This window comes from Pseudomonas sp. MAG733B (assembly GCF_036884845.1).
In the GTDB taxonomy this organism is placed as follows: Bacteria; Pseudomonadota; Gammaproteobacteria; order Pseudomonadales; family Pseudomonadaceae; genus Aquipseudomonas.
Genome location: NZ_CP145732.1, coordinates 2914072 through 2936601 on the forward strand (window position 1 = coordinate 2914072; position 22530 = coordinate 2936601).

17 protein-coding genes are annotated in these 22530 nt (G+C 59.8%); 10 read left to right on the forward strand and 7 right to left on the reverse strand.

Annotated features, from left to right (window positions below; genetic code table 11):
• Nucleotides 1–137: 137 nt before the first annotated feature.
• Nucleotides 138–497, forward strand: a complete 360-nt coding sequence (locus tag V6Z53_RS13475; protein ID WP_338586006.1) for a DUF6124 family protein — start codon at nt 138–140, stop codon at nt 495–497.
• A 249-nt stretch (nt 498–746) separates the two neighbouring features.
• A complete protein-coding gene (locus V6Z53_RS13480; RefSeq protein WP_338586007.1) occupies nt 747–1838 on the forward strand; it encodes an RHS repeat-associated core domain-containing protein in 1092 nt (363 codons plus the stop codon).
• Nucleotides 1839–1940: 102 nt separating this feature from the next.
• On the opposite strand, the gene V6Z53_RS13485 is transcribed toward V6Z53_RS13480, so the two are convergent.
• The 4 genes from V6Z53_RS13485 to V6Z53_RS13500 are packed head-to-tail and all read right to left on the reverse strand — an operon-like array spanning nt 1941 to nt 7546.
• Nucleotides 1941–3389 (reverse strand): curlin, encoded by a 1449-nt coding sequence (locus tag V6Z53_RS13485; protein WP_338586008.1) that lies wholly within the window; start codon nt 3387–3389, stop codon nt 1941–1943.
• A 27-nt stretch (nt 3390–3416) separates the two neighbouring features.
• On the reverse strand, nt 3417–3878 hold the full coding sequence (locus V6Z53_RS13490; RefSeq protein ID WP_338586009.1) for a curlin: 462 nt from the start codon (nt 3876–3878) through the stop codon (nt 3417–3419).
• Between the two features lie 60 nt (nt 3879–3938).
• A complete protein-coding gene (locus V6Z53_RS13495) occupies nt 3939–6164 on the reverse strand; it encodes a cadherin-like domain-containing protein (RefSeq protein ID WP_338586010.1) in 2226 nt (741 codons plus the stop codon).
• 35 nt (nt 6165–6199) lie between these two features.
• Nucleotides 6200–7546 carry a hypothetical protein gene (locus V6Z53_RS13500; RefSeq protein WP_338586011.1) on the reverse strand — a complete coding sequence of 449 codons (1347 nt, stop codon included), beginning with the start codon at nt 7544–7546 and terminating at the stop codon, nt 6200–6202.
• Nucleotides 7547–7828: 282 nt separating this feature from the next.
• Here V6Z53_RS13500 and V6Z53_RS13505 point away from each other — a divergent pair, with 282 nt between their 5' ends.
• The 5 genes from V6Z53_RS13505 (at nt 7829) to V6Z53_RS13525 (ending at nt 16398) form a co-directional block, all read left to right on the forward strand.
• Nucleotides 7829–9277: a HAMP domain-containing sensor histidine kinase gene (locus V6Z53_RS13505; RefSeq protein WP_338586012.1), complete on the forward strand. Its 1449-nt coding sequence runs from the start codon at nt 7829–7831 to the stop codon at nt 9275–9277.
• Nucleotides 9278–9463: 186 nt separating this feature from the next.
• The gene (locus V6Z53_RS13510; protein WP_338586013.1) at nt 9464–12271 is read left to right on the forward strand and encodes a multicopper oxidase domain-containing protein; all 2808 of its coding nucleotides are present in this window, start codon (nt 9464–9466) and stop codon (nt 12269–12271) included.
• 17 nt (nt 12272–12288) lie between these two features.
• On the forward strand, nt 12289–13404 hold the full coding sequence (locus V6Z53_RS13515; RefSeq protein WP_338586014.1) for an SCO family protein: 1116 nt from the start codon (nt 12289–12291) through the stop codon (nt 13402–13404).
• A gap of 101 nt (nt 13405–13505) precedes the next feature.
• Nucleotides 13506–14999 carry an ATP-binding protein gene (locus tag V6Z53_RS13520; RefSeq protein ID WP_338586015.1) on the forward strand — a complete coding sequence of 498 codons (1494 nt, stop codon included), beginning with the start codon at nt 13506–13508 and terminating at the stop codon, nt 14997–14999.
• Nucleotides 14968–16398 (forward strand): sigma-54 dependent transcriptional regulator, encoded by a 1431-nt coding sequence (locus V6Z53_RS13525; protein ID WP_338586016.1) that lies wholly within the window; start codon nt 14968–14970, stop codon nt 16396–16398. Before V6Z53_RS13520 ends, V6Z53_RS13525 begins: the two co-directional genes overlap by 32 nt.
• A gap of 6 nt (nt 16399–16404) precedes the next feature.
• Here the strand turns inward: V6Z53_RS13525 and V6Z53_RS13530 are convergent, their stop codons facing one another.
• Nucleotides 16405–16788 carry a hypothetical protein gene (locus V6Z53_RS13530; protein ID WP_338586017.1) on the reverse strand — a complete coding sequence of 128 codons (384 nt, stop codon included), beginning with the start codon at nt 16786–16788 and terminating at the stop codon, nt 16405–16407.
• A 177-nt stretch (nt 16789–16965) separates the two neighbouring features.
• Here V6Z53_RS13530 and V6Z53_RS13535 point away from each other — a divergent pair, with 177 nt between their 5' ends.
• Nucleotides 16966–17772 carry a class I SAM-dependent methyltransferase gene (locus tag V6Z53_RS13535; RefSeq protein ID WP_338586018.1) on the forward strand — a complete coding sequence of 269 codons (807 nt, stop codon included), beginning with the start codon at nt 16966–16968 and terminating at the stop codon, nt 17770–17772.
• Between the two features lie 48 nt (nt 17773–17820).
• On the opposite strand, the gene ppnN is transcribed toward V6Z53_RS13535, so the two are convergent.
• Nucleotides 17821–19194, reverse strand: coding sequence for a nucleotide 5'-monophosphate nucleosidase PpnN (ppnN, locus tag V6Z53_RS13540; protein ID WP_338586019.1), 1374 nt, complete (start codon nt 19192–19194; stop codon nt 17821–17823).
• Nucleotides 19195–19409: 215 nt separating this feature from the next.
• Between ppnN and V6Z53_RS13545 the strand changes: the two genes are divergently transcribed.
• Together V6Z53_RS13545 and V6Z53_RS13550 are read left to right on the forward strand one after the other, a co-directional pair.
• Entirely contained in the window at nt 19410–19937 is a 528-nt protein-coding gene (locus V6Z53_RS13545) for a DUF3087 domain-containing protein (protein ID WP_338586021.1), read from the forward strand.
• 90 nt (nt 19938–20027) lie between these two features.
• Nucleotides 20028–21581, forward strand: coding sequence for a sensor domain-containing diguanylate cyclase (locus tag V6Z53_RS13550; RefSeq protein ID WP_338586022.1), 1554 nt, complete (start codon nt 20028–20030; stop codon nt 21579–21581).
• A gap of 10 nt (nt 21582–21591) precedes the next feature.
• Here the strand turns inward: V6Z53_RS13550 and V6Z53_RS13555 are convergent, their stop codons facing one another.
• Nucleotides 21592–22509 (reverse strand): LysR family transcriptional regulator, encoded by a 918-nt coding sequence (locus tag V6Z53_RS13555; RefSeq protein WP_338586023.1) that lies wholly within the window; start codon nt 22507–22509, stop codon nt 21592–21594.
• Nucleotides 22510–22530 lie beyond the last annotated feature (21 nt).

The window sequence follows — 22530 nt, forward strand, 5'->3', positions numbered from 1 at the left end:
TCACCCTATGGTGGCTGTGCGTGGGGCACTTCGGTGCGCCGGGTTCCTTGATCCCTGGTCTGCTAACCCGCGTACAGCCGCCACCCAGTCCGTTTAGCAGCGACGAGTGGCAGCTCCATTGATCAAGGAGTTTTACCATGTTCAAACCAACACCCAACCCCCCCGAAACCGACGACGTTTCCCCGTACGATTCCCCCGATTCCAAAAAGCTCCACGAAGCCGCCGACCGCGCGTTGGATTACCATCTCAATCCTCCAAAAGACCCTGAATCACCGCGCCAACCCAGCACGATGTTCACCATCGTCCCCGACATCACCACCGAATCACTGTTGGCCCATGCCTGCGAATCCCTGGCCTCGGCCAGTGTCATGGCCAGTGACCTCGCCGGGTTCGTGGAAGGCCCTCAGCGCAACGCGTTGCTGGGCATTGCGCAGATCATCATGCTCGGCGAACTGGCAGTGAACCGGGCACTGGATAACCTGGATCCGCAGGGCTGACACAACCCTTGTGGCGAGGGAGCTTGCTCCCGCTGGGTTGCGCAGCAACCCCAAATCCCGTGAGTATCTATCTCTTGATTCCACTTCAACCGGGTTTGCGACGGCTTCGCCGCCGAGCGGGAGCAAGCTCCCTCGCCACAACAATAACCGCGCCCCTGCGCAAAAAATGACTATCAGTTCTGCTAGTACCCAGCTCTCAATCCAGCGCCGATACTCGAGTTTTCAGACCCTGAAAGCTCGGAGGCGCCAATGTCTACCCCTCACATCCATCTGCTCTGCCGCAATCTATACGACCCACTGGATCGTCTGATCGGCCAAACTCACCCGGACATAGCCGCGCATCAGCGCTTCTACTGCAACAGCCGCCTAACCACCGAAATCCAAGGAGCGTTGCACTATTCCTTCGTTCAGCACGAAGACCATTTGCTGGCGCAAAAGCATTACCTGGATAACAAACACGACACCACGTTGTTGGCTACTGACCTGCAACGCTCGGTCCTGCAAGCATTGGAAGCCGGTCACCAACGGCGACCCATTGCCTACACCACATATGGGCATCGCATTGCCGAAAGCGGCTTATCCAGTTTGTTGGGGTTCAACGGCGAACGACCTGACCCCGTGACAGGGCATTATCTATTGGGGAATGGCTATCGTGCGTTCAACCCGGTGTTGTTGCGGTTTAACAGTCCGGACAGTCTGAGTCCATTTGGCAAGGGTGGGTTGAATTCGTATGCGTATTGTTTAGGCGATCCGATCAATTTGACTGACTCAGACGGACATTCTGTAATTCCGGTAGCGATTGCCGGAACGCGCTGGCGACGATTCGTACCAGCACAAGTGGCGGCAAGGGTAGAAAGGAAATTAATAGATGAGACGAGGACAATTCAACTGGCTTATCCTGCTGATAGGAGGGTTTCATTAAAGCCTGGGGTAACTGTAGAACAAGCCATCGAAGCACGTCGTCAAACTGACCGGCTCAATTTTTTAGGAAAAAATGACCGGTTGTATAACGAAAAATTTCTAAACGATTATTCTATAATAAAGCGGGAGAGTGCACTTCTGGAGAGAAATGTTGGCATACCTGCCAGCCAGAATGAACAACTTAAACTGATGAACTATATAAAAGCTGGTCGAATGAAAAAAGGCGAAGTGTATTCCTCTGAAAGATTAATTGAAGCGGCAGAAAATGGAAATTTTGATCCTGAAGTAAGGCTTAATGATCGTCCAAGTCAAACAGAGGCTATAATCTATTATCGTAATCTTCAGGGTGCACGTAACCCTAGTGCTTTCCGATATATGCAGGAGGCGAGGCGAATTAGAGAGCAGTTTTTTATTTTGTAGATGATCAAAACTGTTCCAGTAGAGAGTTTTAACAGCTATACCATTTATCTTCAAAAAAAACCGCGGCCCCCTTCAAGGGCCGCGGTTTTTCACGCCGCGCGATTACTGCTGCAACACTGTTGCCTGGTTGGCCGTACCAAACTGCTGCACGTTGGCGTTCTGGTAGTTGCCACTCTGATCAACACTGGCAATGTTGCCGGTGCCGCCCTGGGTGACGTAGGCCACGTTCATGGTGTCAGCCTGTTTGATGGTGATCATGTTGTCGTCGCCATACACCTGTGCGGTGTACGCCTGGTTGCCGAGACCTTCCTGGTTGAACTCGGTGCTGTTGCCGGTGCCGTTGGTGCTGCCCTGGGCCAGGTTGGTGGTGCCGCGCTGGTCGGAGATCAGGATGTTGTCGCTACCGTTCTGGTCGAAGTACAGCTCGTTGAACGAGTTGGTCTGGCTGACCGTGGTTTTGTTGCCGGTACCGGTCTGGTTGGTGGTCATGATGTGGCCAATGCCGTCCTGGGTGAAGCTGGCGATGTTGCCATTGCCGGCCTGGTTGACGGTGGCGCGTTGGTTGCTGCCGAACTGGCCGCCCAGTTGCGGGCCTTTCCAGTTGCTGGCGTAGACCTTGTTGTCATTACCCACCGAGTTGGCGTTGAGCACATGGCCGTCGCCAGTCTGGTAGGTGAAGTGCACGTTGCCGGTGCCCTGTTGATAGAGCGCGACGGTGGAGCCCAGCGATTCGAACTGGTCGGCGTAGATGGCGTTGAGGTCGCCGACTTGCAGCACGGTGGCCACGTTGTCCTGGCCGAAGCTCTGGTCGACGATGGCTTCGTTGGTCTGCCCGTACTGGTTGATGGTGGCCTGGGCGTTGATCTGGGTGTCTTGCCAGACTTCGGTGCCGTTGCCGTCGCCGTACTGGTTGATGGTCAGGGTGCCGCCTTCGCCATAGCGCTGGTCGCCATAGGCATAGTTGGTGCTGCCGGCCTGGTTGATGTTGATCTGGCCGCCCATTTGAGCAATCTGTTCGGCGGTCGCGTAGTTGGCGGTGCCGTACTGGATGATCACGGCGTTGTTGGCCATGCCCAGCTGGATCTGTTCGATGTTGGCTTCGTTGCTGTCACCGTACTGGTAGGTCTGGCCGGATGTGTTTTCCTGGCTGTCCTGATAGATGAACGAGAAGTTGCCGCTGCCTTGCTGCAGTTGCAGGGCTTCGCCGCCGCCGACACCGATCGATTGACTGGCATGGCTGACGTTGGCGCTGCCGGTCTGGGTCTGGGTGATGGTGCTGTTGTCTTCGTACAGTTGCTCGGCGTAACCGGCGTTGTAGTCGCCGACCTGGGTCTGGGTAATGGTGCTGGTCGCGTGGTCTTGCACGGCGGCCGCGTCATTGCCCGAGCCGAGTTGCTGCTGGGTGGCGGTACTGAACGGCGCCGCGCTCTGTTTCACATCGGCGATGTTGGCGGTACCGAACTGGTTCTGGATGGACTCGCTGTCATCGGCCAATGCCTGGGCACTGATTACGACCAGTATGGCGGCGGTTATGGGCGTCAGTTTGAACATGATGAAACCTCCAAGTGGTGCAGTGCTTTAGCGATATTGAGTGACCGAGACGCTCATTCCATTGCCTGCCTGGGTCACAGCGGCTTGCTGACCCGTGCCGGCCTGGACGATGTTGGCGTCGTTGTTGTTGCCGTTCTGGGAAATCTGCGCACGGTTGTGGCTGCCCGATTGGGTAATCGATGCGGCGTTGCCGGAACCCTGCTGGTTGATCAATGCCATCAGGTCGCTGCCTTGTTGCAGGATGTAGGCTTCCTGATTGCTGCCCGACTGCACAATCTGGCCGAGCAGCGATTGGCCGTTCTGTTGCAACAGCGCGATGTTGGCCTGGCCGTTCTGGTCGATCAGTGCTTGCTGGCCCACCGGAGGTGGCAGCTCGCCGAGATCGGCGCCGGGCGCCAGGTCATCGTTCTCCATCAAATCGTCGGCGCGTACGCCTGCGCTGCTGCAAAGCAGAAGCAGGCAGAGCAGGGCGGCGGTCGACGTTTTCATGGCCTTGTCCTTTGGTTGAGGGCTTGCCCCACCAGCCGGGTCGGCCGGTGGGGCGAGCGCTTACTGCACGGTGACGTTGATGGTGCGTACAGAGCCCGGTGTGGATCGGATGGTCGCCGTCGGGTTGACCGATGGGACGACCGCGTTCGTGACGTTCAAGGTCCAGCGCCCGGTAATTGCCACGTTGGCGGTGCCCAGGGTGACCAGACCGGTCGGCGTGGTGACCTGGATGGTCACGGTGTTGCCGAGGATCGTCGAGGACGTACCGGTGAAGTTCCAGGTAAAGCGGTTGCCGGCACGTGCGGTGACGGTGGCAGCCGTTACGTTGAAGACTTCAAGCACCAGAGGGGGTGAGACTTGCACCGTGACGGTGACCGGTGCCGACAGGGCGCCGAGGCTGTCCCGTGCGACATAGGTAAAGGTCGTGGTGAAAGGCGCGAGGATCACCGCCGGAGGCGTGTAGGTCACTGCCGTGCCATTGATGGCCACGGCGCCGCGAAGAGGCTGCGTCACGCTGGCGATAGCCAGTGGTCCGTTGCCGTCCGGATCGCTGTCGTTGCCCAACACGTTGATGTTCACTGCGGCGGTGCCCTGGGTCGAGATGCTGTCAGCCACACCCACCGGCGCCAGATTAGGCGGCGGATTCACGGTGACAGTCACGGTCGCCGCAGTGGTCGAGGCCAGGCCTTTGGCGTCTTGAGCCTTGTAGGTGAAGGTCGCGATCAACGGAGCAGTAACCACCGCCGGCGGGGTATAGATCACCGTTGAAGTGCTGCTCAATGCCACGGAGCCGCCACCGACCGCTGGGGTCAACGACGAGATGCTCAGTGGCGTGTTGTTGTCCGGATCGTTGTCGTTGGCCACCAGGTTCAGGGTGACGGGAACACCAGCGGTGGTGGTGCCACTGTCGGCGACAGAGATCGGCGCCTGGTTTTCACCGGTGTCCGGCGCAGTACCGACCACTACGACCGGCTCGGTATCGCTGCCGCCCGAGGCCGATTTGATCGTCACGGTGGCTGGTGGCTGAGTCAGGTCGGCGACGGTCAGGCGTTGCAGGGTGCCGGACTTGGTCAACCGTCCGTAGCCTTGGGCAACCATGTCCGGTACCACCACTTCGTCAGACGAGGTGGCTTCGATCAGCAGGCTGTGATTGCTCCAGTTGTAGCGAGCGGTCTGCACTTTCACCACGTCAGAGACTTTGCTGGATACCGCGGTCGGCCGGTTGGTGCTGGTCGGATCCGTTGCGGTGACTACCACCACCGGAGGTACGGTGCTACCGGTCAGGCGATGGCCGAAGAACTGGCCAGTGTTGTCGCCGAGCATGCCGGTCAGGCATGGCGTTTGTGGTGGTCCGGCAACCAGGGCCACGCTTTCGCGGAAGCACAGGACCGAATTGTTCGCCGATTTGCCGAACACTTCGACCCGGGTACCAGAAGCGACGCGACGGTAAGTCGCGCGACCGATCTCCACAGCGGTTTGCGCGCGGCTGTCGAGGATCTTGCCGGACACGGTGAAGAGGTTGGTCTGGATGGTCCCGGGCGGGCCCACGATGCGCAGGAAGTTGGTGTTGTTGGGGCTGCCTTTGATCGCCTCGGTGAGGTTCGGATCACCGACGAAGGTTTCGATGGCGCCGGTTTCCGGGTTCACTTCGGTGTAAGGGCCGTTGACACTTTGCAGGAACGGTCCGACGTCACCATTGAGCGCGCCGCTGAAGTTGCCCGGTGCGCCGATGCCGATGTCGCGGGTGATGTTGATCGCCCGACGGCCCGGGGTGGTGACGTTGACCGTTTCCACACCGTACGGGTGGGTGATGGTGTAGGTCCCGGCAACAGGCACGTTCACCCGCAGACGAATCCGCGCGAAGCTTGCCTGGTCGCCGTCGATTGGGTCTTCGGCAGAGAATGCCGCTTCGATCCCGGCCACATAGGCGTCCACGCCATACCCACCGACATCGTTGATGCTGGTTTCGGCGAGGAACCAGAAGGCTTCCGGTGGCCAGTTATCCGGGAACACGATCGGCAACGTGTCATCGAAAAAACCGGGTTCCGGATTCAGGATGCACATGTAGGTGGGAGCGCCCGGTGCGGTGGGTGAGCGCGAGCTGGTTGCCTTCGACTGACACAGTTCCAGTTTCAGCAGACTGCTGTCCTGGTACCACATGGGGAATTTCCCCGTGGCGAAGGTGTAGGGGCCGGGGTCGACGGCAGCGAGTTGCGCGAACGCACTGCCAGTTAGCGAGAGAGTCAGCCCGAGCGCGTTGAGCGCGAAGCGTGGCCACTTGTTCATGATGCCTCCTGATGCAGATCTGGGCATGAGAGCGTTCATTGCACGATGACCACTTCTTCGGTGTCGCCGCCGCCATTGGATGACGCCACGTGAACCTTGGCCGGTGGAATCGGCGTAATGCCGGTCGTCAGGTTTTTCACCGCGCCATCGCCGCTGAGGGCGCCGATGGCGACCCCGTTGCCGGTGGTGACGGTGAGGACCGGTGGCGAAGTTTCATCACTGGTCGAAGCCACGACAGTGATCTGTCCGCTGCTCAGGCTGTACTCGGCCTTTGAAATCACGACGAGGTCGGTCAGCGGCATGGACAAGGAGGTGGGTGTGCTGGTCGCGATGGCCAGATGGTTGTCAGCCGTCACCACCAGGTTGTTCGGCAACGTCGGGTTGGTGGAGGACTGTGCGTACCAGTGGCCGGCGGTGTTGGCCTCGGTCAGGTTCAGCACTGGGCTGTTGCTGTCCAGCGTCACGATGGCCGGTGGCGGTGGCGCCATCACGAAAACGTCTTGTTGCGCCACCGGTGCGCTGGCACCGGCTTTACGCGAGTACGTGCTGCGTTCGGCGATGATCGGAGTTGGGCGGACTACCGTCGACAACTTGCCGGAAATGGCCATCACCGTGGTGCGCAAGTCCAGTCCGTTGGGCCCTTCGATGCGGATAAAGTTGGTGTTGAAAGGGCTGCCGGTGAAGGCTTCTTCCAGGTTTGGATCGCCAACGAACTGCTCGGCTGCACCGGTGACCGGGTTGGTCTCGGTGTAGGGGCCGTTGACGCTGCGCAGGAACGGACCGATGTCGCTTTTGAGTGCGCCATCGTAGGTTTTCGGTGTGCCGATACCGATGTCCCGGGTCATGTTGATCGCGCGGCGACCACCGGCGGGCACGTCGAAGATGTCGACGCCGTAGGGGTGGGTGATGGTGTAGACACCGGCGGTGGGCACGTCGACCCGAATACGGATACGGCCAAAACTGACCTGATCGCCTTCTTTCGGTTCTTCTGCGGCAAAGGCGGCTTCTACGGCGCTGACATAGGTCAGGTCGATGCCTCGGGCAGCGTCGACGATGGAGCCGTCGCCGGTAAACCAGAACGCTTCATCGGGAAAGTTGGTCGGGAAAACGATGGGTTGTGTATCGTCGAAAACACCAGGAACGGCGCCCAAAAGGCACATGTAGGACGGCGTGCCGGGGACGCCAGGAACCCTTGAACTGACAGCTTTTGTCAGGCACAGATCAAGGGTTCGACCATGGGTGTCCTGATACCAAGAGGCGAAGCCACCCGTGGCTGGTACGTAGGGGCCGGGATCTACAGCAAACAGCGCAGCCTGGGCAGCGCCTTGGGCCAGAGCGCTCACGATCAGGGCGATCGTGGTTTTGGACAGTAAAGGGTGCATGAGTATTCCCTCTATCAGAGTACCTGCCCCTTGGATATGGGTCAGTTGACAGGGCTTCGGCAACTCCCATGCCAACCGCAGAAAACGGCCGTGAGAGGCCCGGCGCACAGGCGTTTGCCCGGCGCTGGGGAAGGGTTTCCCCGGATATGGGAAAGGGGCTCTTTCCCCAGGATTGGGGGTAGATGGGGGCAATGGGGCAGGGTGGGGGAAAGAAGCCCGCCGTCAGGCAAACTGCCAGCAGTGGGCTATAAACCTTGTAAGGGATTTCCGGGAACAACATCCATGACCACGCTTGCAAAGACACTGGCCACCGACAAGGCTGACATTCGCTTGAGCACGCGCAAACAGCCGTTCAACCTGCTGCGCTGGTTTTCGCTGATCAGCATGGCGGTGATCGGCACCGTGGCGGTGGCGTTGGGTTCGGTGTCAACCAAATTCGTGATTACCGAAAGCGTGCAACGCGATGCGCTGTTGACGTCGCAATTCATCCAGGCGATCGCCTCCGCCGAGGTGCGCCACGTGTCGATTCCCAACGTGCGGACCATGGGCGAGCTGCTCGACCCGCGCAAGGACCGCGACTTTCCCGAGGTTGACCCGCTGGCCCGCGCCAACGCCCGGGGCGAATTCCTCGATCACATCGAACACTTGCCGGACGTGATCCTCGCCAACATCTATGCCCCCGACCGCATGATCATCTGGTCGACCAATCCGGCCCTGATGGGCACCACGATTCATGTCGATGACGATCTGGACCAGGCCTTCGCTTCGAAGCAGCCCGTGTCGGCCAGTTATCACGATGTCGACCATGCGCGCATGGAACAGAAGTTCATCACGCCACCGGAATACATCTTCATCGAAAACTACATTCCGCTGTTCGATGCCGACGGCAACAACGTCACGGCAATGGTCGAGATCTACAAGGAGCCCAAGGACCTGATCAGTCGCATGGAGCGCGGGCTGGTGTTGATCTGGCTGGCCACGGCGTTGGGTGGCGGGCTGATTTACCTGGGGTTGTACTGGATCGTGCGCCGGGCGGCGATTCTGCTGGCGACCCAGCAAAAGCAACTGATCACCAACGAAACCTTTGTCGCCTTGGGCGAGATGTCATCGGCGGTGGCTCATAGCCTGCGCAATCCATTGGCGACCATTCGCTCCAGCGCCGAGCTGGCACTGGAATTCGACAGTGGTCCGGCGCACAAGAACATCAACGACATCATCGGTCAGGTCGATCGCATGTCGAAGTGGGTACGCGAGTTGTTGCAATCCTTGCGACCGCTCAATGACGATGCCGAACCGGTCAACCTGGTAGCGTCGTTGCACGACAGCCTCATGGCGTTCGAGCAGCAGATTGCCAAGGGTCGGGTCAACGTAGTGTTCGAGCCCAAAGAGACACCGATGGTGTTGAGCCAGCAGGTGCAGCTCACGCAGATCCTCAACAGCTTGCTGGCCAATGCGCTGGAAGCGATGGACGAAGGCGGCACGCTGGCCATTACCCTGGAGCCGACCGATGCCCGTGGCGTGTGCGTGGTGGTCAGCGACACCGGCAAAGGCATGACCGAAGAACAGCGCGCCATGGCGTTCCGTCCGTTCTTCACCACCAAGCAGGGTGGGCTCGGCGTCGGGTTGGTGCTGGTCAAGCGGATCATGGAACGCTTCGGCGGCTCGGTGACCCTCGATAGCCGCGAAGGCGAGGGCACCAGTGTCCGTCTGTCGTTCAAGTTGGTTCCCTGACAATGGGGGCGAACTTTCCCCGTTAGCGGGTGTCATTCCCCAGTCGTTTTCCCAAGGCATGGCACATTGATGTTGATAAGCCATTGTTTTGTTGGTTATTAATACTTTTGTAAAAAGCAGTTACAAATTTGGCGAGCTCCTTGCAAAACCCCCATCACCCCCTTCACGCATACGAGGCGGCTGGTGATGGACATAAAAGCGCGATATCCCTTCAAATGGTTTGGTCTGTTGACGCCTCTGAGCGTCGCTTTGACGATGACGCTAAGTACAGGGACGTTGCGCGCCAGCCCGATCGATGATGAACGACAGCCAGAACCTTCCGATCCTTCGGCTTACTACGACGAACCGGCGGACAAGGCCGGCGCCCTGAACGCTATCCTGACCATGCCCGAGGCCAACGAAGACTCCTTCGATCTGCCGGACGGCGTCAAAGGTTCACGCGATACAACACGGGTAGAAAACAAACTGCCGCCCAGTCAGCAGACCAGTTTCAACTACCCCACCAATGGCAAGCCCAGTCCGTTGTATGGTGCGCTGCCATTCACTCAGCAACTGCTGCTGTTCGAAGAATTCGGGCCGGAAAAACTTGACCCCACCACACCGGCGGCACCCTTGCCGTTTCCACCGGCGGCCATCGGCCCGTTACCGGCGCAAGACCCTGCCAGCGCAGCCCGCAGCGCACCGCCAGGCCCGGCACTCGATACGTTCCTGAAGCAGCCCGGATTGACCCCGTTCCCCAGTCAGTTCTCCAACTCGGTGGACCGCAATCCGTGGCAGGCGCAGATCGAGTACTTCCTCAACCGCCACATCGGTTCTTCCGCTGAAGGGCGTCCGCCAGGAAAGGGCTGGTCGCACCAGCGCTGGAACGAGTTCTATCCGCAAAACGCCTACAAAACCGTGCAGACCGGTGCACGGATCAACGGCGGCTTGCGTGACGCCCGGCAAATGCACGGCTATGCCATGGGTGAGTTCGGCCCCGGCGGCCTGTACCACAACGTCGCCGGCGTACCGGCAACGGACGGCACCTCCAAGGGAGTCGACGCGCGTTTCCACCCCAACATGCCGGTGCAGAACCACAATTCGGTGTGGACCTTCGACGGCACCTTGCCGCCAAAACTGCTGATGGTGCGCTACGGCCAACCGGTGCTGATGCGCCATTACAACGGCTTGCCCATCGACCCGGCGGCGAACATGGGCTTCGGTCTGCATACCATCAGTACCCACGAGCACAACGGTCACGCGCCGGCCGAAAGCGATGGTTATGCCAACGCGTTTTTCTTCCCCGGCCAGTACTACGACTATCGCTGGCCGATCCAGTTGGCCGGTTACGACAGCATCAACACCAAAGCGCAGGACCCACGCGCGGCGTTCCCTTGCTCGCCGGGCGAAACCCTGTGGACCAATGACATGAGCCCGGGCCTCAAGACCTGTGACCACGGCACCATCAAGATCCGTGGCGACTGGCGCGAAACCATGAGCACCCACTGGTTCCACGACCACATGCTCGATTTCACCGCGCAGAACGTCTACAAGGGCAACGCGGCGATGATGAACTACTACAGCGCCCTCGACCGTGGCAACGAGTCGGTGAACGACGGGGTCAACCTGCGTTTCCCCAGCGGCAGCGCCTTGCCGTGGGGTAACCGCGACTATGACGTGAACCTGGTGTTCGCCGACAAGGCCTGGGATCAGAACGGTCAATTGTGGTTCAACCCGTTCAACACCGATGGCTTCCTCGGTGACCAGGTGCTGGTCAACTGGCAGTGGAAACCAACCCTCGACGTACGCGCCCGCAGCTATCGCTTCCGCATGCTCAACGGTTCGGTGTCGCGCTACTTCAAACTGGCGCTGGTGCGGGAAATCAAGGGCAGCAGTGGCGAGTTCCAGGGGCCGAAAGGTTCTGGCGTGTCCTACGCCAGGGTGCCGTTCCACATGATCGCCAACGACGGCAACATCATGGAACACAGCGTGCCGTTTGACGGCACCATGGACCTCGATGCCGATGGCGATAAGCAAAATCACAACGCGATCCTGCCGACCCAGGGCATTGCCGAGCGCTTCGACATCATCGTCAACTTCGCGAAAAACGGCATCAAGCCAGGGGACAAGGTGTTCTTCGTCAACCTGCTCGCCCACGACGACGGCAAAGGCCCGAAAGAGCCGATTTCCCTCGCTGACGTGCTGTCCGAGAAGTACCTGGCGGTGATCAAGCAATCGAGCAAAGGACCGCAATGGGACAAGGGCGACCCTGCGATTGGCAAGGTGTTGCAACTCAACGTCAAGGCCTACACCGGTCAGGACCTGGCCATGGACCCGGCGGCGTATGAACCGGCCAAACCGGGCAAGGCTGAAGGCCTGGTGATGATCCCGCTGAAGATCCACCGCGACAACGCCGCCGACAAGGCGCTGCTGGCCAATGCCCGTCACCGCACCTTCACCTTCGGCCGTTCCGACGGCACCGATGAAGCTCCGTGGACGGTCAAGACCGATGGCGGCTTCGGCTTCCACATGGACCCGCGCCGCCTGAACGCTTCGACCCAATTGGCCAGCGGTCCCACCGATGCCGGGATCGCCGGGTTCGGCACCCTGGAGGTGTGGAACATCAAGGCCGGCGGCAAAGGCTGGAGCCACCCGGTGCATGTGCACTTCGAGGAAGGAATCATCCTCAGCCGTGGTGGCAAGGCACCACCGGAATGGGAAAAATGGGCACGCAAGGACGTGTACCGCATCGGTTCGGAAAACGATGGCCTGGACAGCGTCGAGATGGCGATCAACTTCCGCGAGTTCGCCGGGACTTACATGGAGCACTGTCACAACACCCAGCATGAGGACAACTCGATGCTGCTGCGTTGGGACATTGAGAAGCCCGGGCAATTCCAGTTGATGCCGACACCGCTGCCGAGCTGGGATGGCGTGCGCTACGTGAACTCTGCCGCACTGCCAACCTTCCGTGCCGGCGACGGCATGGGTCCACAAGTGACAGTCAAGAAATGAACCGGGAGGGTGTCGACATGAAGCCGCATACACCACGCACACGTGCCTTGGGCATGCATCTGGTACTGGTGCTGGCGACCTGTTTGCTGGCCAGCCAGCTACTGGTCGCCAACCCGGCGCCGCCGACACCCGAACCCACCCCCGCACCGGCCGCCACGGCGGCTACGGCATCCACCTCGCAATCCGCCACCCCGTGGGGTGGCGACTATTTCCCCAACACGCTGCTGACTGACCAGAACGGTCGGCAGGTGCGTTTTTTCGATGACCTGATCAAGGGCAAGGTGGTGGTGATCAACTTCATCTTCACCTCGTGCAGCGACTCTTGTCCGCTGGAAACCGCACGCCTGCGCCAGGTGCAAAAGTTGCTCGGCGACCGGGTCGGCAAGGACATCTTTTTCTACTCCATCAGCATCGATCCGTTGAGCGATACCCCAGCGGTGCTCAAGGCCTATGCGCAACGCTTCCAGGTCGGGCCGGGCTGGCAGTTCCTCACCGGGGAATTTGCCGACGTCACCGAACTGCGGCAGAAGCTCGGTTTGTTCATCGAAGGCGTCGACAACGGTCGCAGCAAAGACCACAACCTGAGCCTGATCGTCGGTAACCAGGAAACCGGACGCTGGATGAAAGCCTCGCCTTTCGAGAACCCGTGGATTCTGGCCGATCAATTGGCAAACACTTTGCATAACTGGAAACAACCGAGCATCGCGGAAAGTTACGCCAATGCTCCTGAAATTCGTCCGCCGAGTAATGGCGAAGAACTGTTCCGCACCCGTTGTGCGTCGTGCCACAGCCTTGGCCCACTGGACGGGCAGGGCATCGGCCTGCGCAGCATTGGCCCGGACCTGATCGGCGTGACACGCCAACGCGATCCGGCGTGGCTCAACCGCTGGATTCGTGAACCGGACCGCATGCTTGCCGAGAAAGACCCGATCGCCATGGAGCTGTTCGAACGCTTTGACAAGATCCCCATGCCCAACCTGCGCATGGACGAGCATTCGGCGCAGTCGATCATTGAGTTTTTGCAAGAGGAAACCGATCGCCAACATCCGCCGGTAACACCGTTGACCGCCGGTAACGAGGAGCCCGAACACCACCATGCCATTGCAGCTCCCGACCAGACCCGGGTGCAATAGTGGCGAAATACCTCCATTGCTCAGGCATTGCGATCAATGCCACCTACACTGATTCGAAACACGGCTGAAAAGGCTTGAATACCAGCAACCAGGACAGTCCCATGCAGACACTGGACGAACAAAAAAAACCTGCGCCGAGTGCACCGGCAGCAGAAGGCAAGGATTGGCGGCCGCCGTTCAATCTGGTGCGCTGGTTCTCGTTGGCGAGCTTTTTCATCATTGCCGCGGTGGCGCTGGGGCTGGGCTACATTTCCACGCGTTTTGTGGTGGAAGAGAGTATCGAGCGCGATTCAATGCTGACCGCGCAGTTTGTTCAGGCCATTGGCGAGGCCGAAATTCGTCATGCCCAGATCACGCCGACCCGGACCATGGGCGAGATGCTCGACCCGCGGGATGAAAACGCTTACCCCGATGTCGATCCAGCGGCCCGTGCATCTTCGCGCATCGAGTTTCTCGACCATGTGGAGCATCTGCCGGACATTCTGCTGGCCACGGTCTATGCGCTGGATCGCACGGTGGTGTGGTCGACCAACCCGGAACTGATCGGCGTGAAGATTGAAGACGACGAAGAGCTGGACGAGTCCTTCGAAATGAAGGAACCGGTGTCCACCAGTTACCACGAAATCGATGAGGAGCGTCCCGAGCAACGTTTGCTGCGTGAACCGCAATACCTGTTCATCGAGAACTACATCCCGATGTTCAACGCCGACAAAAGCAAAGTGATTGCCATGGTCGAAATCTACAAGGAGCCGGCGGATCTGGTGGAACGCATCCAGCGCGGGTTCAAGTCGATCTGGCTGGCGACCCTGCTCGGTGGCGCGGCGATTTACCTCGGACTGTTCTGGATCGTGCGGCGCGCGGCCATGCTGTTGCAGAGCCAGCAAAAACAACTGGTCGCCAACGAAACCTTTGTCGCGCTAGGGGAAATGTCCTCGGCGGTTGCCCACAGCCTGCGCAATCCGCTGGCGAACATCCGCTCCAGCGCCGAACTGGCCCAGGAAATCGCCAGCCAGAGCGCGCAGAAAAACATCGGCGACATCATCAGTCAGGTCGACCGCATGTCACGCTGGGTCCGCGAGTTGCTGGTGTCGTTGCGCCCGGTCAATGACGACTACGAAGAGGTCGATCTGGTGCTGGCCATCGACGATACCCTCGGCGCCTTTGAACCGCTGATCAAACGCTCGAACGTCGAGGTGCGCTTCACGCCGAAAAGCGTTCCACCGGTCGTCAGCCAACAGGTGCTGCTCACGCAGATTCTCAATAGCCTGTTTGCCAATGCCCTGGAAGCCATGCCCAAGGGCGGAGTGTTGAGTATCGAGATTGAAACACCGGCGCCGGGGCAGGTATGCATGATCCTCAACGACACCGGCAAAGGCATGACCAAGCAGCAACAGCAAATGGTCTTCAAGCCGTTTTTCACCACCAAACAAGGAGGGTTGGGCGTAGGCCTGGCCCTGGTCAAAAGAATAATGGAGCGTTTCGAAGGTTCGGTCGAACTGACCAGCCAGGAGCAGGAAGGAACCCGCGTAAGTCTGAACTTTAAAGTAGCAACGGGAGGGGAATATGGAGCACAGCATACTGCTGGTCGAGGATGATGAACTCCTCGCCGAGAATATTCAGACTTACCTGGAGCGCAAGGACTTCGAGGTGACTGTCTGCCACTCGGCTGAAGACGCACTGGATCAATTGAAGACGTTCTTGCCTGACGTGGTGCTGACCGATAACTCGTTGCCGGGCATGAGTGGTCACGATCTGATCCAGAAGCTGCGCATCAACGCGCCGGATCTGAAAGTGATCATGATGACCGGCTACGGCAACGTCGAAGACGCCGTCGTGGCGATGAAGGAAGGCGCGTTCCACTACGTGACCAAACCCGTGGCTTTGCCGGAGCTCAAGTTGCTGCTGGACAAGGCGTTGGCCACCGAACGCATGGAACGCACGCTGTCGTTCTATCAGGAACGCGAAGCGCAGAAATCCGGGGTTCAGGCACTGATCGGTGATTCCGCGCCGATGGTCTACCTCAAGGGCACCATCGCCCAATTGCTCGACGCCGAACGCCGAATGGCCAACTCCGACCTGCCGCCGGTGCTGGTGGAAGGCGAGACCGGCACCGGTAAGGAACTGGTGGCCCGCGCCCTGCATTTCGATGGCCCGCGCAGCAAAGGGCCGTTCATTGAGTTCAACTGCGCCTCGATTCCTTCCAACCTGGTGGAGTCGGAGCTGTTCGGCCACGAGAAGGGCGCCTTCACCGACGCCAAGGATCGTCGCGTGGGGTTGGTGGAGGCGGCCGACGGCGGCACACTGTTCCTCGATGAAGTAGGGGAAATGGATCTGATTCTGCAGGCCAAGCTGCTGAAGTTGCTGGAAGACCGGACCATCCGCCGGGTCGGTTCGGTGAAGGAGCGCAAAGTCGATCTGCGGGTGATCAGCGCCACCAACTGCAACCTCGAACAGATGGTCCAGCAGGGCAAGTTCCGCCGCGACCTGTTTTTCCGCCTGCGCATCATTTCGATCAAGGTGCCGCGCCTGTATGCCCGGGGTGAAGACATTCTGTTGCTGGCCCGGCATTTCCTGGGCACCCACGGCAAACGCTATGGCAAACCGCACCTGCGCTTCAGCGATCAGGCCGAAGATCTTCTGCTCAATTACACCTGGCCGGGCAATGTGCGGGAATTGCGCAACATGCTCGAACAGACCGTGCTGCTGGCCCAGAGCGACACCATTGCGGCCCATCAGTTGAATGTGTGCCTGAGCCTGGTGGATGAGCCGGCGATGTTTCAACACGAAATGCCACCCAGCGAACCGCGTCCGATCTACAACGGCACCGAGTCGATGAACCTGCCGGAAGTCGAGCGTGACATGGTACGCAAGATGCTCGACAAGACCGACTGGAACGTCACCAAGTCCGCACGGCTGCTGGGCCTGAGCCGCGACATGCTGCGTTACCGGATCGAAAAACTGGGCCTGGCGCGTCCGGACAAACGGCAGTGGTAGCGTTGCCTACAAGGCCGGGCTCTGCCCGCTCAAGCACGCCAGCATGCAGGTCGGGTCGATGACCTCCTGGTTCACGTAGACGCCGCGCTCCTCATCGTAGGTGCGAATGAACACACGAACGGTGGCATCGGCTACCGTCGGCAACCGCGAGTCGGAAAACACGTGCTCGCTGGACACCGGGATGAACGTCTGGGGTGACGTCGAAATGTAGGCCCCCGGTGGCACTGTGCTCAGTGAGGGCGGCGCGGGGTGGGCGAAGGGTTGGTCGGCCCCGTAATAGTGGAATTCAGTGGTCGATTGGTCGGTTTGCATCAGGCTGTCGTCCGCCTGTGCCCAAGTGGCGGTGGTCAGGCAAAGGGCAAGCAACAGCGTTTGTTCGGTCTTCTTCATGGCAGCACCTGCGGCATCGGATTTCGCGCATATCCCCAAGGCCATTAACTATAGCGTTCCCGTGGGCAAGCGTCGGCGGGGTGCGGTTTACAAGATCGCAACAAAAGCCTGATGGGGCTGTTTCAAACCATGATCTAGACTCGGGCCTCAATCAAAGACCCGATACTGGAGCGTGCAATGGAATTGCCAACAAAAGAAAACGCCATCGCCAGCAACCGCGAGGCCTGGAACGACTCTGCCCGCCACCACAAAGACTCTCCTGAATGGCAAGTGCACTGGAATGCGGTGGCTCATGCGGATTTTTCTTGCCTGGATGACACCCTGACCGGTGTGCTGACCGAGGTCGGTGTCGACGGCAAGGACGTGGTGCAACTGGGCTGTAACAATGGCCGTGAAAGCCTTTCCCTGTTTGCCTTGGGCGCCCGGCTGGTGGTGGGTGTCGACCAGTCTGTGGCGTTTCTCGAACAGGCGCGGGAACTGGCATCGCGTTCACCTCATGCACCAACGTTCATCGAGGCCGACATTCATCACTTGCCCGGTGAGCTGCATGAGCGTTTTGATGTGGCGCTGATCACCATCGGCGTATTGGGCTGGATGCCGGACATCGGCGAATTCTTCCGCCATGTGGCGAAAGCCTTGAAACCGGGCGGTGCGCTGGTGGTGTACGAAACCCATCCGTTCCTGGAAATGTTCGACCCCGAGGCAGCGGACCCTTATGGCTTGGCCAGTTCGTATTTTCGCCGTGAGCCGTTCGTGCAAAACGAACCGATCGTCTACGAAGGAAAAGTCGAACAACAGGCTGCGCCGTCCTATTGGTTCGCCCACACCCTGGGCGACATTTTCAGCGCTGCCATTGCGGTAGGGCTACAGATCAGCCACTTCAAGGAGTATCCGCATTCCAACCGCGAGGAACTCTATGACCGCTATCAGCAGCAGGCCGCGCAGTTGCCGATGTGTTTTACGTGCGTGGCGGTCAAGCGCTGAAGGTAAGGTCACAAGCCGAAGCAATCGCTTCGGCTTGTTTTCCTTGGGTTACGCAACCACCCGATAACACGGCACATACGCCGCACCACCAGGCAGTTTCATCCGGTGCTGGGCAACGAACGCCTTGAGCAACTGATCCAGCGGCTGCATGACCGCCGCATCGCCACGGATCTGGTACGGACCGTGTTGTTCGATCAGGCGAATGCCCTTGTCCTTGACGTTACCGGCGACGATGCCGGAGAACGCCCGACGCAGGTTGGCCGCCAGTTCGTGGGCCGGCAGGTCGCGGCTCAGTTTCAGGTTGGCCATGTTTTCGTGGGTCGGGTCGAACGGGCGCTGGAAGCCTTCGTCGATTTTCAGCAGCCAGTTGAAGTGGAACGCGTCGTTGCGTTCGCGGCGGAACTGCTTCACCGCTTTGAGACCCGCGGTCATCTGCCGGGCAACTTCGGCCGGATCGTCGATGATGATCTGGTAATGCTGCTTGGCGGCTTCACCCAGCGTGGCACCGACAAAGGCGTCCAGTTGCTCCAGGTACGGCGCGGCATGTTTCGGCCCGGTGAGGATGACCGGGAAGGGCAGGCCTTCGTTGTCCGGGTGCATCAGGATGCCGAGCAGGTACAGGAACTCTTCGGCCGTACCGGCACCGCCCGGGAAGATGATGATGCCGTGGCCAACGCGGACGAAGGCTTCCAGGCGTTTCTCGATGTCCGGCAAGATCACCAGTTCGTTGACGATCGGGTTCGGTGCCTCGGCGGCAATGATCCCGGGCTCGGTCAGGCCGAGGTAACGACCGCCGTGGATGCGCTGCTTGGCGTGGGCGATGGTCGCGCCTTTCATCGGGCCTTTCATCACGCCGGGGCCGCAACCGGTGCACACGTCCAGGCTGCGCAGGCCCAGTTCGTGGCCGACTTTCTTGGTGTATTTGTATTCTTCGGTGTTGATCGAGTGGCCACCCCAGCACACCACGATCTTCGGCTCGACGCCGGGGCGCAGGGTGCGGGCGTTTCGCAGCAGGTGGAAGACGTAGTCGCTGATGCCTTGGGAGGTGCTGAGGTCGATGCGTTGGCTGTCGAGTTCGTTTTCGGTGTAGACGATGTCGCGCAGGGCGCTGAACAGCATTTCACGGGTGCTGGCGATCATTTCGCCGTCGACGAAGGCGTCGGCCGGGGCGTTCAGCAGTTCCAGGCGTACGCCGCGGTCTTGTTGGTGAATGCGGATTTCGAAGTCCTTGTAGGCTTCGAGGATGGTCTTGGCGTTATCGACGTGGGCGCCGGTGTTGAGGATGGCCAGGGCGCATTGGCGGAAGATGTCGTAGGTGCTGCCGGATCCGGCTTCGCTCAGTTGCTGGACTTCCCGTTGGGAGAGCGTTTCCAGGCTGCCTTTCGGGCTGACCGAAGCGTTGATTACTTGTCGTTGGGTCATTCAATGATCCTTAAAACGATGACATTCGCGCAGGAACAACGAATGACATCCGAATAGTGTGTATCCATGAAAGAAGATGGCACGAACTGCGCGGTCTCGCCATGTCCCCGATTGACGATGAAAAGATGAAAAGGAGCCCCAGCATAGCTAAATCCCTCGCGGAGGCGATAATGGCCCGTTGTCTTTTTGCCTCTGACTCAAGGAAACCCGACGTAATGTTCGAAATCCAGCCGATGAACGCCGAGACCTACCGGCAACAGACGCGGCGCAGCACGCTGATCATTGCCCTGACTTTCGTGGCGTTGGCGATGGCGCTGTCCACGGCGGCGGTGGCGTTGTTCGGCGAACCCGGCGGGGACAACCTGCGGTTCAACATCGGCGGCGTGTTTGCCGCGGTGCTGCTGATGGCGGCGCTGATGCGCAAGGTGTTCTGGACCCAGGAATGGATGGCGCCAGCGGTCTATAGTTGGCAACTCAAGCGTAGCCTGATGAGCGTGACCAATGTCATGCACCACGTTACGGCTGCCGTGGACGCGGGCGATCCGACCGCGATGAAGCTGCTGCGCTTCTATCATCTGGGGTTGAACCAGATGCACCAACTGGATGGTAACTCCAGCGACCATGGGCAATTACGCCGGGAAATGCAGGAGCACGAGGCGAAGATGCAAGCATTGGGGCTTGATCCCGAGCAGACGCGACTGGATCCGGCGTGGCTGGAGGCGGTGAAGCGCACATCAGGCTAATCCCGATGGCGTGGCCGTCATGCGGCAGGCATAGTGAGTAAAAAACGAGCAGGAAGCCTCGTTTTTCACAACAATCAGGGAGCGAGTGTCATGGGGCATCCGTCCATTTACGACCGTATCGAAAAAGACCGGCCCGGTGTCGCCCGGCTCAAGGTCCGCTCGGCAGTGACGCTGCTGATTGCCGTGTGCCTGTCGATGGCGGTGATCGTCATCTGGGAAGCCTGGAGTTCGCGCCAGTACCACCTGCATGACAAGGAAGTGGCGATGTCCAACCTTGCGCAGACCCTTGCCTCGCAGGCGCAAGCGTCGATCAAGCAGGCTGATACGCTGCTGTTTGCCCTGGTCGATCGCCTGGAAAACGAGGGCGTCGACCAGACCCGGCTCAACCGTTTGCAGCGCTTGCTCAGTGCCCAGCGCAGTGAACTGAGCCAGGTTCATGGCTTGTTCGTTTATGACGAAACCGGGCAGTGGATCGCCAATTCCAATGGCGCCGAAGTCGGCGTCGCCAATAATTCCGATCGCGAATATTTTATTTTCCACCGCGATCACTCTGATCGCGGGCCGCACATCGGGCCTTCGATCAAGAGCCGCTCCAGCGGCGAATGGATCATGACCGTGTCACGGCGGATCAACCATCCCGATGGCAGTTTTGCCGGCGTGGCGCTGGCGACGATCTATCTCAGTCATTTCCTGCAGCTCTACGACAGCATCGACATGGGCAACAACGGGGTGATCAACCTGATCGCCGACAACGCCAGCATCGTCGTGCGTCGGCCGTTCAATGAGGCGGACATCGGCTCCAGTCTGGCCAAGAGCCCGCTGTTCACGCAGTTGCTGCCCAAGGACAGCGCGGGTACGGCGATGCTCAAGTCGACCATCGACGGTGTCGAGCGGGTGGTGGGCTATCGCCGGGTCGAGGGCTATCCGCTGATTGTGTTTGCCGCGTTGAACAAGGACGAAGTGCTGGCCGGCTGGCGCAAGGAATCGTTGCTCAGTGCGGCCATCGTTTCGTTGTTGCTGGGTTTTCTGGGCGTGCTCGGCTATCGCCTGATCAAGTTGATGCAGCAGCAGAACCGCATCCAGGTCGAGTTGCTCGGATACCAGGAAAAACTCCTCGGACTCAATCGCAACCTGGAGTTGCTGGCGCTGGAAGATGCGCTGACCGGATTGGCCAACCGCCGCCAGTTCGACCTGTTCATTCAAGCCGAAACGGGGCGCGCGCGGCGCAACTTGACCGGTCTCTCGCTGCTGATGATCGATGTCGATCATTTCAAGGCGTTCAACGATCGCTATGGACACCTGGCCGGTGACGAGTGTTTGCGCGCGATCGCGACCGTCATCACCGGGCATATCCAGCGCCCCGGCGACCTGGCCTCGCGTTTTGGTGGCGAGGAGTTTGCCGTGGTGCTGCCCGGCACCGACTACGTGGGGGCGTTTCTGGTGGCGGAAAAAATCCGTCGGGCGGTGCAGTCGGCGAACCTGCTGCACAGTGAAAGTCCCGTAGGTGTGGTTACGGTCAGCGTCGGCGTGTGTGGCTACGATCCGGCGTCCCAAACCCGCACCGAGGACCTGATCGGTGCCGCCGACAAGGCGTTGTACGTGGCCAAGGCCAGCGGGCGGAACATGAGCGTGATTGCCAACTGACCTTCGCCTGTTACACAAACAGGTCGATGCCCTGCACCAGTTGCCTGGCGAGGTGTGGCTGCTTGAGTTTTTCCAGCCACCAGTTCAGGGCGCGACCGTCGTGATCGCCGCGCCAGCCGGCATACAGAATGTTTGGCTCGCGCGGGTCGGCCATCTGCTTTTCCACCAGTGTCCCGTTGTCCAGCAACGAACTGACCCGATGCCTGGGCAACCAGCCCACGCCCAACCCGGCGCACTGTGCGAGGATTTTTGCGCGCATGGTCGCCACCGCCAGCACCGGTTGCCCGCCAGAAACACCGTAGGTTCGACCCTCGGTGGTTCTCGACGAATCGGCCACGACAATCGCCCGGTGCTGCGTCACCGTCGCCCTGGAAATCGGCTCCTTGGCCTTGGCCAGTGCATGCTTTGGCGAAACGGCGAACACCCATTCCATTTCCCCCAACTGCATCCAGCGCAACGACGGAATTGCCGGTGGTTCGTTGGTGGCACCAATGACCAAATCGGCGCGGCCTTCACGCAGGGCTTCCCAGACTCCTTTGAGCACTTCCTGGGTGACCCGCAGCGGTACGCCGGAACCCAGCGCATCGAACTCGCGGATCACCGGGATCAGGTTTTCGAACTCCAGCAATTCATCGGTGACGATCCACAACCGGCTCTCCCAGCCATTGGCCACTTGCTGCACCCGTTGCGTCAGGCGCGAGACATCCTCCATCAACCGCGATGCTTCGTTGACCAGCAACTCACCGGCCGGGGTCAGTTGCAAGCGATAGCGACGACGGTCGAACAGCAAGGCATCGAAACGCTCTTCCAGTTGCCGCGCGGCATAGGACACCGTGGACGGTGCCTTGCCCAGTTTGACGGCGGCCCGCGACAGGCTGCCGGTTTCGCGGATGGCCTCCAGCAATGCCAGGTCTTCAATCGACAGCATGGTTTCAGCCTTTGGTTAAAG